Source organism: Pseudomonas taeanensis MS-3 (assembly GCF_000498575.2).
In the GTDB taxonomy this organism is placed as follows: domain Bacteria; phylum Pseudomonadota; class Gammaproteobacteria; order Pseudomonadales; family Pseudomonadaceae; genus Aquipseudomonas; species Aquipseudomonas taeanensis.
Genome location: NZ_AWSQ01000003.1, coordinates 107,162 through 122,227, shown reverse-complemented (window position 1 = coordinate 122,227; position 15,066 = coordinate 107,162). Strand labels below are relative to the sequence as shown.

Genomic DNA, 15,066 nt, shown 5'->3' with positions numbered 1-15,066 from the left:
GCTGCTCGAGGTTCTGTTAGCGCAGGTCGGCGTTCTTGTCCCAACTGACGCGGCGCTGCAGCATCAGCATCAGGCGGTCGAGGACGAAGCCGAGCAGGCCGATTACCACCACGGCGACCATGATCCGGCCGAGCGAGTTGGAGCTGCCGTTCTGGAATTCGTCCCAGATGAATTTGCCCAGTCCCGGGTTCTGCGCCAGCATTTCCGCGGCAATCAGCACCATCCAGCCGGTGGCCAGGGATAGACGCAGGCCGGTGAAGATCATCGGGATGGCGGCCGGCAGGACGATGCGCCGCACGTGGCTGAGAGGTGACAGGCTGAGCACGCGGCTGACGTTCTGCAGGTCCTTGTCCAGGTTGGCTACGCCCACGGTGGTGTTGATCACGGTCGGCCACAGGCAGCACAGCGCCACGGTGATCGCCGAGGTGACGAAGGACTTGGCGAACATAGGGTCGCTGCTGGTGTAGACGGCGCTGACCACCATGGTCACCAGAGGCAACCAGGCAAGCGGAGAGACCGGCTTGAAGATCTGGATCAGCGGGTTGATCGCGTTGTAGATCGGTTTGCTCAGGCCGCAGACGATACCCAGCGGGATGGCGATCAGCGAGGCGATGACGAAGCCGGTCATCACCGTGTACAGGCTGGTGAAGATCTGTTTGAAGAAGGTCGGCTTGCCGGTGTAGGGGCGCACGCTCACCTTGGCATCCGGGTTCTTGGCCAGTTTGGCCGCGTTGCGTATTTCCTGGCGCTCGAAGAACGCATCGGCCCGGCGTTGTTCGCGCAGGTGTTCGTCGATCAGGCCATTGAACTGACTGGCGACCTGGGTGGGGCCTGGGAATTTACCGAGGCTGGTGTCAATACTGCCGGCAACCATCTGCCAGAACAGCAGGAAGGCCAGCAGGCCGATCACCGGCATCAGTACGCCGGGCAGCCAGCGTTTGATCGCCTCACTGCGTGCGGACTTCAGGGTGTCTTGGATGGGCTGGGCGACGGCGGGGTTGCTCATCGTCTTGTCCTCGAAGCAAAGGGGAGCCGGCGTGTCCGGCTCCCTGGGGCAATGGATGCGTTACAGAACGGAGTCGGGTTTCAAGCCAATCTTGAATTGGTTGATGTACTCGTTCGGCTTGCGTCCGTCGTAGGTCAGGCCATCAATGAATTCGTTGCTCGGCGCGCGGAAGCCTTCCTCGCTGGCGGCCGGGAAGTCCTCGGCCTTGGCTTTGCCTTCCTTGACCAGTTCGGCGGCGGCGCTCATGTACACCTCGGGCAGGTAGACCCGCTTGGCCACGTCGAAGTACCAGCTGTCCGGCTTGGCGTCGCCGACCTGGCCCCAGCGGCGCATCTGAGTCAGGTACCAGATGGCGTCGGAGTAGTAGGGGTAGGTGGCGTTGTAGCGGAAGAACACGTTGAAGTCAGGTACTGCACGGGTGTCGCCCTTCTCGTACTCGAAGGTGCCGGTCATCGAATTGGCGATCACCTTGGCGTCGGCGCCGACGTATTCGGGACGCGACAATATCTCCACGGCCTCCTGACGGTTGGCGTTGTCATTCTCGTCCAGCCACATACCGGCGCGGATCAACGCCTTGACCAAGCGCTTATGCGTCTCGGGGTTGGCGTCGGCCCAGGCCTTGGATACACCTAGGACCTTTTCCGGGTTGTTCTTCCAGATTTCGTAGTCGGTGATCACCGGCACGCCGATGCCCTTGAACACGGCCTGCTGGTTCCACGGCTCGCCGACGGAATAGCCGTTGATGGTGCCGGCTTCCATGGTCGAGGGCATCTGCGGCGGCGGGGTCACCGAGAGTAGGGCGTCGGCATTCAAGGTGCCGCTGATGTCGCCCTTGGCCGGGGCGTAATAACCCGGGTTGATGCCGCCAGCGGCCAGCCAGTAGCGCAGTTCATAGTTGTGGGTGGAGACCGGGAACACCATGCCCAGGTTGAACGGCTTGCCTGCGGCTTTGTACTGCTCGATCACCGGTTTCAGTGCGTCGGCCTTGATCGGGTGCACCGGTTTGCCGTCCGCCATCGGCACGTGCTTCTTCATTTCTTCCCAGACGGCGTTGGACATGGTGATGCCGTTGCCGTTGAGGTCCATGGAGAAGGCGGTGACCACGTCGGCCTTGGTGCCGAAACCGATGGTTGCGCCGAGCGGTTGCCCGGCCAGCATGTGGGCGCCATCCAGTTCGCCATCGATCACCCGATCCAGCAGGACTTTCCAGTTGGCTTGGGCCTCCAGGGTGACGTACAGGCCTTCGTCTTCGAAGAAACCTTTTTCATAGGCGATGGCCAGCGGCGCCATGTCGGTGAGCTTGATGAAGCCCAACTTGAGCTCCTCCTTCTCTAGCTCGGCGGCCTGGGCGATTTGCACGCTCAAGGGCGAGAGCAACATGACGGCGGCGCAGCCGAGGCCGGCCAGGGTCTTTTTCAGCAAGGAGCGGCGAGCGGTGAAGTTTTGCATGGTGTTCCCTCAGGTCTCAGAAACGAAAAAAGACGTCGCGGACAACGCTGCCATTGCGGGCAGGGTGCCTTTGACGTCTTTGTCTATTCGTCCCGATCACCGCCGTTGGCGATCCGATGACGTTTGCTGAAGGGGGCTTTGCAAGGGGCTTGCCAGTTTTGTCTTGGCTGGCGGTATGAGGCGGTTAAGCTGTCTTCAAGATCGCTAGAATGATTCTTGGATAAGAAATTAATATGTTTTAAATCATATGATTAGATATATGTTTTAAAGTTAATTGTGCTTTATTGTTCTCGCCATACGAGATTATCTGGCGACCGAATAAATCCTGCATTTGCGTGTTCTTGAGCCAATCCCGTGCACGCAGCAGTGGGCTTGAGCGCTTTTGGTTCGATTTGCCGCTCGCGGAAGAGCGATGTTTCGGAGGGAGCCGGACGGGTGCGCAGCGCCGGCTGCTTGGCGGCACAGGGACGCCTGGTGTGACGTAACACGGGCGAAGGAGAGGCTGTCTGTGCACAATTCCCTGGACTCGACCGCGGCTAGCTATTTCTCAAGGTGCTCGGCCAGGTAGTCGATCAGCGTGCGCACCGACGGCAGCAACCCGCGGCGTGACGGGAACAGCGCATGCACGATGCCGCCTTGCGGCACCCACTGCGGCATGATGTCGAGCAGCCGACCTTGCGCCAGATTCTCTTCGACTACCATGCACGGCAGTTGCACCACGCCGACACCGAGCAGCGCGGCCTGGCGCAGGGCCGTCATGTCGTCGCTGATCAGGCGCGGTTGATGCCTGACCTCGGCCACGGCCCCATTGGGGCCCTCCAGTCGCCACAGATGATCGCCCGGTTGCCGCCAGTCCAGGCTGGGCAGGCCACTCAAGTCGGCAGGCAGCAAGGGCAGGGTGCGGCCCTTGAGAAACTCGGGGCTGGCGACCAGCCGCTGCGGGCTGTCGGCCAGCACGCGCATCACCAGGTCGCTGTTTTCCAGCGGCGGGAAACGTACGCGCAGCGCCAGGTCGAGTCCTTCGCCGATCACGTCGACGTGCCTGTTGGTGGCGTCCAGGTGTACCTGAACCTTGGGATAGAGAACCATGAAGCGGCTGATCAGGTCGCCAATCCTGTACTGCAGCAGGGTGGTCGGGCAGCTCATGCGCACGATGCCCTGGGGTTCCGAGCGCGTGCGTTCGATCGCCTCCCGCGCGGCCTGCGCCTCGATCAGCATGGCCAGGCAGTGCCGATGGTACTCCTGACCGATTTCGGTGACCGAGAAGTGCCGGGTCGAGCGCTGTAGCAGGCGCACGCCCAAGCGTTCCTCGAGCAGGGCAATGCGCCGGCTGAGTTTCGACTTGGGCGTATGCAGCGCCCTGCCTGCCGCCGCGAAACCGCCGTGTTCGACGACTTGGGCGAAGTAGTAGAGGTCGTTGAGGTCGTCCACCAGTGTTCTCCTGATAGAACGCTGAGGCTAATTTACTGAGTCTACCGGGATAGCTGTTGCACTCATAAGCTGTTGTCCATGCACAGAGGAGGCATCTCATGAAAAAGATTCTCGGTCTTTACAGCAGCCCCAAGCAGCACTGGGTCGGTGACGGCTTTCCGGTTCGCTCGCTGTTTTCCTATGACAGCCTGGGCCAGCACATCAGCCCGTTCCTGTTGCTCGACTATGCCGGCCCGCATGAGTTCGCCCCGGCGCAGCAGCCGCGCGGCGTCGGCCAGCACCCGCACCGCGGTTTTGAAACCGTGACCATCGTCTACCAGGGCGAGCTGGAGCACCGTGACTCGACGGGCAGCGGCGGCCTGATCGGCCCCGGCGACGTGCAGTGGATGACCGCCGCCTCAGGAATTCTGCATGAGGAGTTCCATTCCGCCGCGTTCACCGAGCAGGGCGGCACCCTGGAGATGGTGCAGCTGTGGGTCAACTTGCCGGCCCGCGACAAGCTGGCCGCGCCGGGCTACCAGACCATTCTCGAGCAGGACATTCCGCTGGTGCCGCTCGACGGCGGCGCCGGTTCCCTGCGCCTGATCGCCGGGGAGTTTGCCGGGCAACAGGGGCCGGCACGCACCTTCACCGCCATGGACGTGTGGGATATCCGCCTGAATGCCGATAAGCCGCTGTCTTTGCCCGTCACCGAGGGCCGCAGCACTGCGCTGATCGTGCTGCGCGGCACGCTGCAGGTGAATGGCAGCCAGTTGGTCAGGGAGGCGCAGATGGTGCTGTTCGACCGCGCCGGCGACGAGCTGTTGCTGGAAGCCAACAACCAGGCGCTGGTGCTGCTGCTCAGTGGCGAGCCCATCGATGAACCGGTGGTCGGTTACGGCCCTTTCGTGATGAACAGCAAGGCCGAAATCGCCCAGGCGGTTAAGGACTTCCAGAGTGGCTCGTTCGGCCAACTACCGGCCTAACGGTCATCCGCCGCCGGCCTCACCACCTAGGCTCAATAGACCGGCTCACCCAGGACCCGTGGCCTAACACGTCACCCGGACCCTGACCGTCGAAACGGCCCGGGTCCCTCAACCTTGCAAGAGGATCCGCGCATGCATTCCTTCGCGAATATTGCCAACTTCAACGGCCAGAAACCGACGATCGACCCCAGCGACACGGCGATGCTGCTGATCGACCATCAGAGCGGCCTGTTTCAGACAGTCAAAGACATGCCGATGACCGAACTGCGCGCCAACGCCATCACCCTGGCGAAGATTGCCAGCCTGGCGAAGATCCCGGTGATCACCACTGCCTCGGTGCCCCAGGGCCCCAACGGCCCGCTGATTCCCGAGATCCATGAGGCCGCGCCGCACGCCCAGTACGTGGCGCGCAAGGGCGAGATCAATGCCTGGGATAGCCCGGATTTCGTTGCGGCCGTGGAAGCCACCGGTAAGAAGACCCTGATCATCGCCGGCACCATCACCAGCGTGTGCATGGCCTTCCCCAGCATCAGCGCGGTGGCGGCCGGCTACAAGGTGTTCGCGGTGATCGACGCCTCGGGTACCTATTCGAAGATGGCCCAGGAAGTCACCCTGGCTCGGGTGGTCCAGGCCGGTGTGGTGCCCATGGACACCGCAGCGGTCTGCTCGGAGATCCAGCAAACCTGGAACCGTCCAGACGCCCAGCAGTGGGCCGAAGCCTACAGTCATATTTTCCCGCACTACCAGTTGCTGATCGAAAGCTACCTCAAGGCGCAAGCCGTGGTGAGCAACCAGGAAGTCCTGGATTCGCAGCGTTAATCCGCGCTGCTCCACCGGGCGCCTAATCTGGGTGTCCGATCTTCATGCAAGCACGAGGAAACCGTCATGAGTACTGCCTATAAACGTCTCGACAAGAATCAGGCCGCGGTATTACTGGTCGACCACCAGACCGGCTTGCTCTCGCTGGTGCGCGATCTGGATCCGGACAAGTTCAAGAACAACGTACTGGCCCTGGCCGATCTGGCCAAGTACTTCGAATTGCCAACCATTCTCACCACCAGTTTCGAGAACGGCCCCAACGGCCCGCTGGTGCCAGAGCTCAAGGAGCAGTTCCCGGATGCGCCCTATATCGCCCGTCCAGGTCAGATCAACGCCTGGGACAACGAAGACTTCGTCAAGGCGGTGAAGGCCACCGGCCGCAAGCAGCTGATCATCGCCGGGGTGGTCACCGAGGTCTGCGTAGCATTTCCCGCGCTGTCGGCGATCGAGGCCGGTTTCGAGGTGTTCGTGGTCACCGATGCCTCCGGCACCTTCAATGAAATCACCCGCCACTCGGCCTGGGATCGCATGTCCGCCTCCGGCGCCCAGCTGATGACCTGGTTCGGCCTGGCCTGCGAGTTGCACCGTGACTGGCGCAACGACATCGAGGGGCTGGGCACGCTGTTCTCCAACCACATCCCCGACTACCGCAACCTGATCAACAGCTACACCACGCTGACTGCGGGTAAGTAAGCGCGCCGGCAAGGGCTGTGCTCGGTGCGCAGCCCTTGATCTTTGCGCCACCTACAGCTGTTCTTAACAGCCTTGGCAGTCCAACAGGATAGGAGTTAGCTATGAGCGCAGCGTCAATCACGGCCTCCCTCGGCGGGCCGGCCTATCAGGTCAAGCTTAGCGATGGCATGCACCAGTGGCTGGCTGACGAACCACAGGCACTCGGCGGTGGCGACACCGGGCCTTCGCCCCATCAGCTGCTGTTATCGGCCCTGGGCGCCTGCACCTCGATCACCGTCGCCATGTACGCGCAACGCAAGGGCATGCCGCTGCAGGCCATCGATGTGCAACTGAGCCTGCTGCAAGCGCCCAGTGCGCAGCATCCGCAGACTCGCATCGGTCGAAACATCCACTTGTCTGGCGAGCTGAGCGATGCACAACGCCAGCGCCTGCTGGAAATTGCCAACGCCTGTCCCATCCATAAGCTGCTGAGCGGCGAGATTCTGATCGACAGCCAGTTGGTCGACTGAGGCACACGGACCAGAGCCAGTGCCAGCGCTGGGAACGCGTCGACTGCTCGCTGGAATAGCGCCCGCGCGCCATTGCTGCCGCTTCTGGCTGTGGTGCAGATTAGGGCCGCTTAACCTTCCTGGTTTTGTCGCGGCGGGCGATAGTGCCGGCCGTGGGGTGAAGCGCTACCCTGGTCCGCGCAACTGAACAGTCTTACCTAGCGCCATTTGAATACATCTTTTATCTGCCCCAGTTCCCCGGATCAGGAGTCAACCATGCCCCATGAAACCAGTCTGCTACAGGCCGCGGTGGTGTTCTTGTTGGCGGCGGTAGTGGCCGTGCCGTTGGCCAAGCGGCTGCAACTGGGCGCGGTACTGGGTTATCTGTTGGCCGGAGTGCTGATCGGGCCGGCGGTGCTGAGCCTGATCGATGACCCGCAGAGCGTCAGCCATATTTCCGAACTCGGTGTGGTGTTGCTGCTGTTTATCATCGGCCTGGAGCTGTCGCCGCGACGCCTGTGGGTGATGCGCAAGTCGGTGTTCGGCGTAGGGCTGGCGCAGGTCCTGCTCACCGGGTTGCTGATCGGCACGGTTGCCATGCTGGGGTTTGGCCAGCCGTTTAACACCTCGGTGGTGCTCGGCCTGGGGCTGGCGCTGTCGTCGACCGCATTCGGCTTGCAGATCCTCGCCGAGCGCAAGGAGCTGACCAGCCCGCACGGGCGCCTGGCGTTCGCCATTCTGCTGTTTCAGGATATCGCCGCGATTCCCTTGATCGCGCTGGTGCCGCTGCTCAGCGGCGCCAGCGCGGCGGCGAGCTCCGGTGGCGACCTGGGGCAACTGCTCAAGGTGCTGGGCAGCATCGGCCTGGTGGTGATCGGCGGACGCTATCTATTGCGTCCGGTGTTTCGCATCGTGGCCAAAACCGGCCTGCAGGAGGTCTCGACCGCCACCGCGTTGCTGGTGGTGATCGGCACGGCCTGGCTGATGGAACTGGCGGGCGTCTCCATGGCGCTCGGGGCATTTCTTGCCGGGTTGCTGCTGGCGGACTCGGAGTATCGCCACGAACTGGAGTCGCAGATCGAGCCGTTCAAAGGGCTGCTGCTCGGCCTGTTCTTTATCAGTGTGGGCATGACTGCGGAGATCGGCCTGTTGCTCAGCCAGCCGCTGGTGGTCCTGGCGCTCACCGCTTTACTGATTGTGCTGAAGCTGCCGCTGTTGTTTCTGGTTGGCAGGCTGGCCGGTGGCCTCGGCGCACAGAGTGCCCTGCGCCTGGGCATCGTCCTGGCGGCGGGGGGCGAGTTCGCCTTCGTGGTGTTCCAGATGGGGCGGGATCAAGGCTTGTTCGAGCCGCGCGTGCACAGCTTTCTGGTGCTCGCCATCACCCTGTCGATGGCTGTCACACCCTTGCTGATGCTGCTGATGGCGCGACTGATCAAGCCCAAACCGTTGCCTCAGGTCGTTCCACCCGAGTACCAGGACATCGACAGCGATGCCCCGCGTGTGGTGATCTCCGGCATGGGCCGTATGGGGCAGGTCGTCGCGCGGATCTTGCGCGCCCAGCGGGTACCTTTCGTGGCCCTGGACACCGAGGTCGAGACCATCGAGTTGTCCCGTAGCCTCGGGCGCATGCCGATCTTCTATGGCGACCCCCTGCGCCCGGAAATCCTCCGCGCGGCCAAGGTCGAGCAGGCTGAACTGTTCATCATCGCAACCGATGACCCAGAGATCAGCTCGAAGACCGCCGAGCTGATACGCCGCCTCTATCCGCACATGAAGATCATCGCGCGGGCGCGCAATCGCCAGCATGTGCACCGCCTGCTGGATCTGGGGGCGATTCCGATCCGGGAAACCTTCCACTCCAGCCTGGAGATGAGTCACCAGACCTTGGTCGGCCTGGGACTCAATCAAGAACAGGCGACTGCACGAATCAGGCGCTTCAAGCAGCATGACGAAGAGGTGCTTGAAGCCCAGCATCGGGTCTACAACGACAAGGCCGCGGTGTTGCAGACCGCCAGGGAGGCACGTGCCGAACTGGAGACCCTGTTCGACGCCGACCAGATCGAAGAGCGAGGTGTGAAGTAGGAACCCCGCGTCCCTGGGGCTATCGCTACCGAGGAAGGCGCCCCGACCAGGAGTTCATTGATCGCTTCGGTTGTCAGCGTCAGGCGCGATCGTTCGGGGCGATTTATCGCTCATCGAATACGGGCAGGCCGTAGCTGCGCCTCTTCGACAAAATCCCTCAGCCATTTGAGCACTTCCACGGCTTCCCAGCGGGTGGGGTCGAACATGGCATAGGCCTGGCCCTGATAACCGACCACGTCCAGTTGCTTGTGGTAGCCGGCGCGTTGCAGCAGGGCTTCGATCTCGGCGAAGCAGGTATTGAAGTGCACGCGGGTGAAGGGTGTTTTGCCTTCGGTGACGATACCTTCCAGCTGCAATTCAGCGACTGTCGTGCGGACTTTTTCCAGAGGCATTCGGTTCACTGTGTGTTTTAGCTGCAATACGTCGAGCATGGCGGGGCTCCTGATTGACGTTGCGAATAGGGCAGGTCTTGACGGCTCGATGAGCTGACCGGGTGATGAGTTTCAAGGGTAAGCTAAAAGTACTGTACAAATAAACAGTATTTGATAATAGTAGGCCCATCTCGTCCAAGGATTCACTCATCCGCCAGGGTCAAACAGCCACACAGCAGTTGGCCCTGAGCGCTGTAGAGGAGCACCTAGTAATGCAACAGATGTTGATGACGATTGTGCTGTCGGTTCTGCTGGCAGGCTGTGCCCAGCCTCAGGTGGAGCAACCCAAGGCCAATGGCACTTATCTGGTGATCGAGAACGGCCAGGCGTGGGCGGTGTTGGTGTCCGACGGTAAACGGGTGGAAGAGCGCGGCACGGTGCTCGATGTGATCAAGTTGCCTAGCCAGCACTCGGCAGTCGCCGCCAGCTATGTGATCGAAACGCCCAATTGCGGCAAGGTGCAATGGCTCACTGAACGGCAGGATGCCGTGGACGGCGCGACCACCTTGATGTCGCTGCACTACAACGCACGGCTGAGTGACTCCGGTTGCGTGCTTGGCGAAGCGCTGAGCCGGGTATGGACGGTGTTGGATTATTCGGGGTGATGCGTGAGTGCCGGCCAGTTGGCTTTCATCTGACGCTAGCCGCAAACGATGTACGCGGGTGTAGCACACCATGACAAAACGGCAGGACGCTGCTTTGCGTTGATTTAGTGGTTCCCAGGGCGGGTGCAGGGATGCACCGGATGACACCCTTCAGTTAGCTGGGTTTCGGCAAACAACGCCTCTACCCAGCCTACCGTGGGTATGGACTGCCTAGTTTGCGGGCGCCTTGCGGGTTTTGCTCGGCGTCGGGGATTCGACCAGTCCGTCGGCGCGGAGCATCGCCTTGATGCCGCGCACGGCCTGGCGAATGCGGTCCTGGTTTTCGATCAGGGCAAAGCGCACGTGGTCGTCGCCATAATCGCCGAAGCCGATGCCGGGAGAGACGCAGACCTTGGCATCCAGCAGCAGCTTCTTGGCGAACTCCAGCGAGCCGAGCTTGGCGTAGGGTTCGGGGATCTTGGCCCAGACGTACATCGACGCCTTGGGGTTCTCGACCATCCAGCCGATTTCATGCAGCCCTTTGACCAGGACGTTACGGCGCTGGCGATACTGCTCGGCGATATCGCGCACGCACTGTTGATCACCTTCCAGTGCGGCGATGGCGGCGACTTGCAGGGGGGTGAAGCTGCCGTAGTCGTGGTAGCTCTTGATCCTCGCCAGGGCGTTGACCAGTTCCTTGTTGCCGACCATGAAGCCGATGCGCCACCCCGCCATGTTGTAGCTCTTGGACAGGGTGAAGAACTCCACGGCGATGTCCTTGGCGCCTTCGACCTGCATGATCGATGGGGCTTTCCAGCCGTCGTAGACGATATCGGCGTAGGCCAGGTCGTGGATCACCAGCACGTCGTACTGCTTGGCCAGCGCCACCACCCGCTCGAAGAAATCCAACTCCACGCACTGCGCGGTGGGGTTGGACGGGAAACCGAGGATCATCATCTTCGGCTTGGGAATGGTCTCGCGAATGGCGCGTTCCAGTTCGGCGAAGAAGTCCACGCCGGGTACCAGCGGTACCGAGCGCACCTGGGCGCCGGCAATCACCGCACCGTAGATGTGGATCGGGTAGCTGGGATTGGGCACCAGCACGGTATCGCCATGGTCAAGGGTGGCCAGCATCAGGTGAGCCAGGCCTTCCTTGGAGCCGATGCTGACGATGGCTTCGCTTTCCGGGTCGATGTCCACTGCGTAGCGATCTTTGTACCAGCGGGAAATCGCTCGGCGCAGACGCGGAATGCCGCGCGAAGTGGAGTAGCCGTGGGTGTCGTCGCGCTGCGCGACTTGCACCAGCTTCTCGACGATATGCGGCGGCGTGGCGCCATCCGGGTTGCCCATGCTGAAGTCGATGATGTCCTCGCCACGGCGGCGGGCGGCCATCTTCAGCTCGGCGGTGATATTGAATACGTAGGGGGGGAGTCGATCGATGCGCGCAAAGCGGCGCGGAGCTTGGTCAGCCATGCTTTCCTCGGAAACGTAAGCGCCCGGAACCGTCCGAGCGACGTTGGCCACTGCAGTGGCCAGGTGGCGAAGATAAACGCAGCGCGACGCAGTTGTCGAGTGACTTGTGCGGGTCTAGCTGCGTTTTTGCAGAGCTTTCAGGGCGCGCTGCGCTGCTTGAGCGAGATCAGCAGGTCGGCGAGCAGGTCGATGTCCGCGTCCGTGGTGCGCCAGGAGGAAATGCTCAGGCGAAACGCCGGCCGTCCCTGCCATACGGTTGGACCAAACCAGACCTGTCCCGAGCGCTGCGCAGCGAGGCGGATTGCTACGGTCTGTTCATCATTATCGGCGCGTACCAGCACTTGGTTCAGCACCACTCGGTTGAGCACCTGGAAACCGCCTTCGCGCAGGCGGGTCGCCAGATGGCTGGCCTGACGCAGGTGGCGGTCGATCATCTGGCGCAGACCGTCGCGGCCGAGGGATGCTATCGCGGCCCAGATCGGGATGCCACGGGCCCTGCGGGAGAATTCCAGAGTGAGGTTTTTCTGCGCATCCCTGGAGGCCGTGGCGTAGGCCGCATCACTGTTCATCGCGCTGGCCAGGGCGTCGGCGTCACGGCAGATGGCCATGGCGCCGTCGTAGGGGGTGTTCAGCCACTTGTGTCCGTCGGTGGTCCAGCTATCGGCCAGCTCTACGTCCGCGGCCAGACTGGCTGCGGAAGAGGCGCGGGCCCAGAGGCCGAAGGCGCCGTCTATATGCACCCAGGCACCGGCGGCTTGGGCGCGGGGAATCAGATCGCTGAAGGGATCGAATTCTCCGGTGTTCACTTCGCCGGCCTGCAGGCAGAGAATGCTCATGTCATCCAGTACCGGCAGTTGCAGTGGGTCGACTCGACCCTGCTCGTCGGTGGGCGCGACGATCAGCCGGTTGATGCCGAAACCGAGAATCCGCAGGGCTTTCTTCACGGTGATGTGCGCGCTGGCGGAGACCACCACGCGGATTTCAGGGGCGCCGATCAGGCCATCGCCGTCGAAATTCCAGCCCTTGCGCGCCAGCAGGGCACGTCGCGCTGCCGACAGGCAGGCCAGGGTGCAGGCGGTGGCGCTGGTGCCGAAGCCGACGGCGCTGTCTTGCGGCAGACCAAGCAGCTCGGTAACCCAACGGCCGGCGACGCGTTCGAGGGCGTCGGCTGCCGGTGAGTTGTCGAACGACGAGGCGCATTGATCCCAGGCCAGCACCAGGCGCTCGGCGGCCGCGGCGGCGGGCAGCGTGGCGCCGATGACAAAGCCGAAATAGCGTGGGCCGTTGGAGCTGACTGTGGCGGGCGAGGCTATTTCATCCAGGCGCCGCAGCACTTCCGTGGCCGGATAGCCCTGTTCGCTCAGCGGCTGGTCGAGGGCTGCGAGCCCGGCGATGGCCTCGTTCGGGGGGAAGGCCGGGCGGGTCGCAATGCCGTCGAAATAGTTCAGGGCGCGTTGGTCGGCCTCGGCCAGGAGTTGGCGTTCTTCGCTGTGCGTACTCATGCTGTGCTCACTGTCGGCAGTTGTGCAGGTGTTTGTACTGTAGTCAGCCTGCTGCTGACGCTGCAGATACACCCGGCCAGCGAGGCAGGCATACAGTGAGGTGGCAGGTAGCCCGTGCAAGCAGAACAGTGCGCCGCAGGGCAGTACAGTTAGCTGTGCCGAGAGGCGTAGTAGCGCACACCTGGGTGGGTGCTCTAGCTGTCGAGCATGTCGTGCATGGCGATGATCTGCTCGGCTACCTGGATCAGTTTCTGCTGGCGGCTCATGGCCTGGCGGCGCATCAGGGTGTAGGCATCTTCCTCGTTGCAGCTTTTCATCTTCATCAGCAGGCCTTTGGCCAGCTCGATTCTCTTGCGTTCGGCAAGTTGGGCATCGCGAGCTTGCAGCTGGGCGCGCAGGGCCTGATCGCTCTCGAAACGCGCCATGGCCACGTCGAGTATTGGCTGCAGACGCTGAGCATGGATGCCTTCGACTATGTAGGCGCTGACACCGGACTGAATGGCTTGACGCATGACAGCTGGGTCGTGTTCGTCGGTGAACATGATGATGGGCCGTGGCTGGTCGCGGGTCACCAGTACCACCTGTTCCATCACGTCTCGGCCAGGGGATTCGGTATCGATCAGGATGACATCCGGACGGACGGCCTCGACCCGCTCAGGCAGATCGATGGTCAGTCCTGATTCATCGATGACCTCGAAACCCGACTCGATCAGCGCACTTTTCAGGCGGCCGACTTTCTTCGGGGTGTCGTTGATCAGAAGAATTCGCAGCATGTTGGCAATAGCCTCAAGAGTTTTACAGGGCTAAGGGGGCGATGTTGTCGCGCGGTGTTCTTATTGTAAAACTGTTGGCGTAGCCGGCGGGATCGGAACCGTCCCAGCGCGTGCCATCGAGCAGTACCGAGCTGCGCATGGTGCTGGCGGATACAGTGATACCCAAGGCACTGGCCGCATCCCGGTAGAGGTCCAGTTGATGAATGCGCTGGGCAACCGCCAGGTAATTCGGGTCATCCTTGAGCAGGCCCCAGCGGCGGAACTGGGTCATGAACCAGATACCGTCGGACAGCCAGGGCATGGTCACCTGACCATCGGCAAAGAAGCGCAGCGGATTGGGGTCGAGCCAGGCATTGCCCAAACCATCCTGATACTGGCCGAGGAAGCGTGGCTGGATCGCCGACAGCGGTGCGTCGACATAGTCGCTGCCGCTGATCAGTTGCGCAGTGCTGCGCTTGTTGGCTTCGTTCTGGTCGATGAAACGGCTGGCTTCGAGCACGGCCATGGTCAGCGCACGGCTGGTATTTGGGTACTGCTCGACGAATTCGCGGGTCACGCCAAGCACCTTTTCCGGGTGGTCGGCCCAGATCATCTGGCTGGTGGCGAGGGTAAAGCCTTGCTCTTCTTCCACAGCCAGTGCGCCCCAGGGGCCGCCGGCGCAGAAGCCGTCGATGCGTGCGGCCTTGAGGTGGGCGACCATCTGCGACGGTGGCACGACCACTGTGTTGACGTCTTCCAGCGGGTGGATGCCCTGGCTGGCCAGCCAGTAGTACAACCACATCGCGTGGGTGCCGCAGGGAAAGGTTTGCGCGAAGGTCAGTTTTGCACCAGCTTGGCGCACGCGAGCGACGAGCGCTTCGGCAGAGGTCACGCCGGCCTGCTTGAGCGGCTCGGAGAGATTGATCGCCTGGCCGTTCTGGCACAGTCCCATGAGGATGGCCATGTCGGTGGCCGGGCCGCTGAGCCCGAGATGAATGCCGTAGACCTGCCCATAGAGCATCTGGGCGGCGTCCAGTTCACCACTCAACAGCTTGTCGCGCAGGGTCGCCCAGGAGGCTTGGCGTTGCAGGTTGAGGGTCAGTCCGTAGGGTTGGGCGAAGCCCTGGGTGGCGGCGACGATCAGTGAGGCTGAGTCGCTCAGGGCCATGAACCCCAGGTCCAGCGCGCTCTTTTCCGGTGCATCGCTTCCCGTAACCCAGGCCAGTGCATCGGCACGGGGAGTGTTCTGCTCGTTCATTGTGCTTTTCCCATCTCAACAGCAAAGAGCGCCGTGCCAGTGACCGTCTGAGGCGGCGACTGATGCGACACCATTGTCCATAAGGTTGTTCGGTGTGGATGCGGCCTTGATGGGTGAGATAAAGCAATCGATA

The 15,066-nt window shown here is 62.2% G+C and carries 14 protein-coding genes; 6 read left to right on the top strand and 8 right to left on the bottom strand.

What is annotated here, in order from left to right; genetic code table 11:
* Positions 1 to 16: 16 nt before the first annotated feature.
* From TMS3_RS13110 to TMS3_RS13100, 3 genes are all read right to left on the bottom strand, one after another.
* Positions 17 to 1,006, bottom strand: a complete 990-nt coding sequence (locus TMS3_RS13110; RefSeq protein WP_025165732.1) for an ABC transporter permease — start codon at positions 1,004 to 1,006, stop codon at positions 17 to 19.
* A gap of 60 nt (positions 1,007 to 1,066) precedes the next feature.
* Positions 1,067 to 2,455, bottom strand: coding sequence for a CmpA/NrtA family ABC transporter substrate-binding protein (locus TMS3_RS13105; RefSeq protein ID WP_025165731.1), 1,389 nt, complete (start codon positions 2,453 to 2,455; stop codon positions 1,067 to 1,069).
* Between the two features lie 540 nt (positions 2,456 to 2,995).
* Positions 2,996 to 3,889 (bottom strand): LysR family transcriptional regulator, encoded by an 894-nt coding sequence (locus TMS3_RS13100; protein WP_200929668.1) that lies wholly within the window; start codon positions 3,887 to 3,889, stop codon positions 2,996 to 2,998.
* Positions 3,890 to 3,984: 95 nt separating this feature from the next.
* On the opposite strand from TMS3_RS13100, the gene TMS3_RS13095 reads away from it, so the two are divergent.
* The 5 genes from TMS3_RS13095 to TMS3_RS13075 all read left to right on the top strand — a co-directional run bounded on the left by TMS3_RS13095 (position 3,985) and on the right by TMS3_RS13075 (position 8,933).
* The gene (locus TMS3_RS13095; protein ID WP_025165729.1) at positions 3,985 to 4,851 is read left to right on the top strand and encodes a pirin family protein; all 867 of its coding nucleotides are present in this window, start codon (positions 3,985 to 3,987) and stop codon (positions 4,849 to 4,851) included.
* Between the two features lie 132 nt (positions 4,852 to 4,983).
* Positions 4,984 to 5,670, top strand: a complete 687-nt coding sequence (locus tag TMS3_RS13090) for an isochorismatase family protein (protein ID WP_025165728.1) — start codon at positions 4,984 to 4,986, stop codon at positions 5,668 to 5,670.
* Positions 5,671 to 5,736: 66 nt separating this feature from the next.
* The gene (ycaC, locus tag TMS3_RS13085; RefSeq protein ID WP_025165727.1) at positions 5,737 to 6,363 is read left to right on the top strand and encodes an isochorismate family cysteine hydrolase YcaC; all 627 of its coding nucleotides are present in this window, start codon (positions 5,737 to 5,739) and stop codon (positions 6,361 to 6,363) included.
* Positions 6,364 to 6,464: 101 nt separating this feature from the next.
* Positions 6,465 to 6,872, top strand: a complete 408-nt coding sequence (locus TMS3_RS13080) for an OsmC family protein (protein ID WP_025165726.1) — start codon at positions 6,465 to 6,467, stop codon at positions 6,870 to 6,872.
* 255 nt (positions 6,873 to 7,127) lie between these two features.
* Entirely contained in the window at positions 7,128 to 8,933 is a 1,806-nt protein-coding gene (locus TMS3_RS13075) for a monovalent cation:proton antiporter-2 (CPA2) family protein (RefSeq protein WP_025165725.1), read from the top strand.
* A 110-nt stretch (positions 8,934 to 9,043) separates the two neighbouring features.
* Here TMS3_RS13075 and TMS3_RS13070 read toward each other — a convergent pair whose 3' ends face one another.
* Entirely contained in the window at positions 9,044 to 9,364 is a 321-nt protein-coding gene (locus tag TMS3_RS13070; protein WP_025165724.1) for a hypothetical protein, read from the bottom strand.
* Between the two features lie 212 nt (positions 9,365 to 9,576).
* Here TMS3_RS13070 and TMS3_RS13065 point away from each other — a divergent pair, with 212 nt between their 5' ends.
* Positions 9,577 to 9,969 carry a hypothetical protein gene (locus TMS3_RS13065; RefSeq protein ID WP_025165723.1) on the top strand — a complete coding sequence of 131 codons (393 nt, stop codon included), beginning with the start codon at positions 9,577 to 9,579 and terminating at the stop codon, positions 9,967 to 9,969.
* Positions 9,970 to 10,179: 210 nt separating this feature from the next.
* Here TMS3_RS13065 and alaC read toward each other — a convergent pair whose 3' ends face one another.
* From alaC to TMS3_RS13045, 4 genes are all read right to left on the bottom strand, one after another.
* Positions 10,180 to 11,421, bottom strand: coding sequence for an alanine transaminase (gene alaC, locus TMS3_RS13060; RefSeq protein ID WP_025165722.1), 1,242 nt, complete (start codon positions 11,419 to 11,421; stop codon positions 10,180 to 10,182).
* 137 nt (positions 11,422 to 11,558) lie between these two features.
* Entirely contained in the window at positions 11,559 to 12,923 is a 1,365-nt protein-coding gene (locus TMS3_RS13055; RefSeq protein ID WP_025165721.1) for a pyridoxal phosphate-dependent decarboxylase family protein, read from the bottom strand.
* Positions 12,924 to 13,117: 194 nt separating this feature from the next.
* Complete coding sequence (locus tag TMS3_RS13050) at positions 13,118 to 13,696, bottom strand: ANTAR domain-containing response regulator (RefSeq protein WP_025165720.1); 579 nt, start codon at positions 13,694 to 13,696, stop codon at positions 13,118 to 13,120.
* Between the two features lie 22 nt (positions 13,697 to 13,718).
* Positions 13,719 to 14,933, bottom strand: coding sequence for a CmpA/NrtA family ABC transporter substrate-binding protein (locus tag TMS3_RS13045; protein WP_025165719.1), 1,215 nt, complete (start codon positions 14,931 to 14,933; stop codon positions 13,719 to 13,721).
* Between the last annotated feature and the right edge of the window lie 133 nt (positions 14,934 to 15,066).

What these genes read in the sequence shown, in the direction of transcription:
- alaC (WP_025165722.1), bottom strand. Translation starts at nt 11,421, where the DNA reads ATGGCTGACCAAGCTCCGCGCCGCTTTGCGCGCATCGATCGACTCCCC.
- TMS3_RS13110 (WP_025165732.1), bottom strand. Translation starts at nt 1,006, where the DNA reads ATGAGCAACCCCGCCGTCGCCCAGCCCATCCAAGACACCCTGAAGTCC.
- TMS3_RS13090 (WP_025165728.1), top strand. Translation starts at nt 4,984, where the DNA reads ATGCATTCCTTCGCGAATATTGCCAACTTCAACGGCCAGAAACCGACG.
- TMS3_RS13065 (WP_025165723.1), top strand. Translation starts at nt 9,577, where the DNA reads ATGCAACAGATGTTGATGACGATTGTGCTGTCGGTTCTGCTGGCAGGC.
- TMS3_RS13095 (WP_025165729.1), top strand. Translation starts at nt 3,985, where the DNA reads ATGAAAAAGATTCTCGGTCTTTACAGCAGCCCCAAGCAGCACTGGGTC.
- TMS3_RS13070 (WP_025165724.1), bottom strand. Translation starts at nt 9,364, where the DNA reads ATGCTCGACGTATTGCAGCTAAAACACACAGTGAACCGAATGCCTCTG.
- TMS3_RS13055 (WP_025165721.1), bottom strand. Translation starts at nt 12,923, where the DNA reads ATGAGTACGCACAGCGAAGAACGCCAACTCCTGGCCGAGGCCGACCAA.
- TMS3_RS13050 (WP_025165720.1), bottom strand. Translation starts at nt 13,696, where the DNA reads ATGCTGCGAATTCTTCTGATCAACGACACCCCGAAGAAAGTCGGCCGC.
- ycaC (WP_025165727.1), top strand. Translation starts at nt 5,737, where the DNA reads ATGAGTACTGCCTATAAACGTCTCGACAAGAATCAGGCCGCGGTATTA.
- TMS3_RS13075 (WP_025165725.1), top strand. Translation starts at nt 7,128, where the DNA reads ATGCCCCATGAAACCAGTCTGCTACAGGCCGCGGTGGTGTTCTTGTTG.
- TMS3_RS13105 (WP_025165731.1), bottom strand. Translation starts at nt 2,455, where the DNA reads ATGCAAAACTTCACCGCTCGCCGCTCCTTGCTGAAAAAGACCCTGGCC.
- TMS3_RS13045 (WP_025165719.1), bottom strand. Translation starts at nt 14,933, where the DNA reads ATGAACGAGCAGAACACTCCCCGTGCCGATGCACTGGCCTGGGTTACG.
- TMS3_RS13080 (WP_025165726.1), top strand. Translation starts at nt 6,465, where the DNA reads ATGAGCGCAGCGTCAATCACGGCCTCCCTCGGCGGGCCGGCCTATCAG.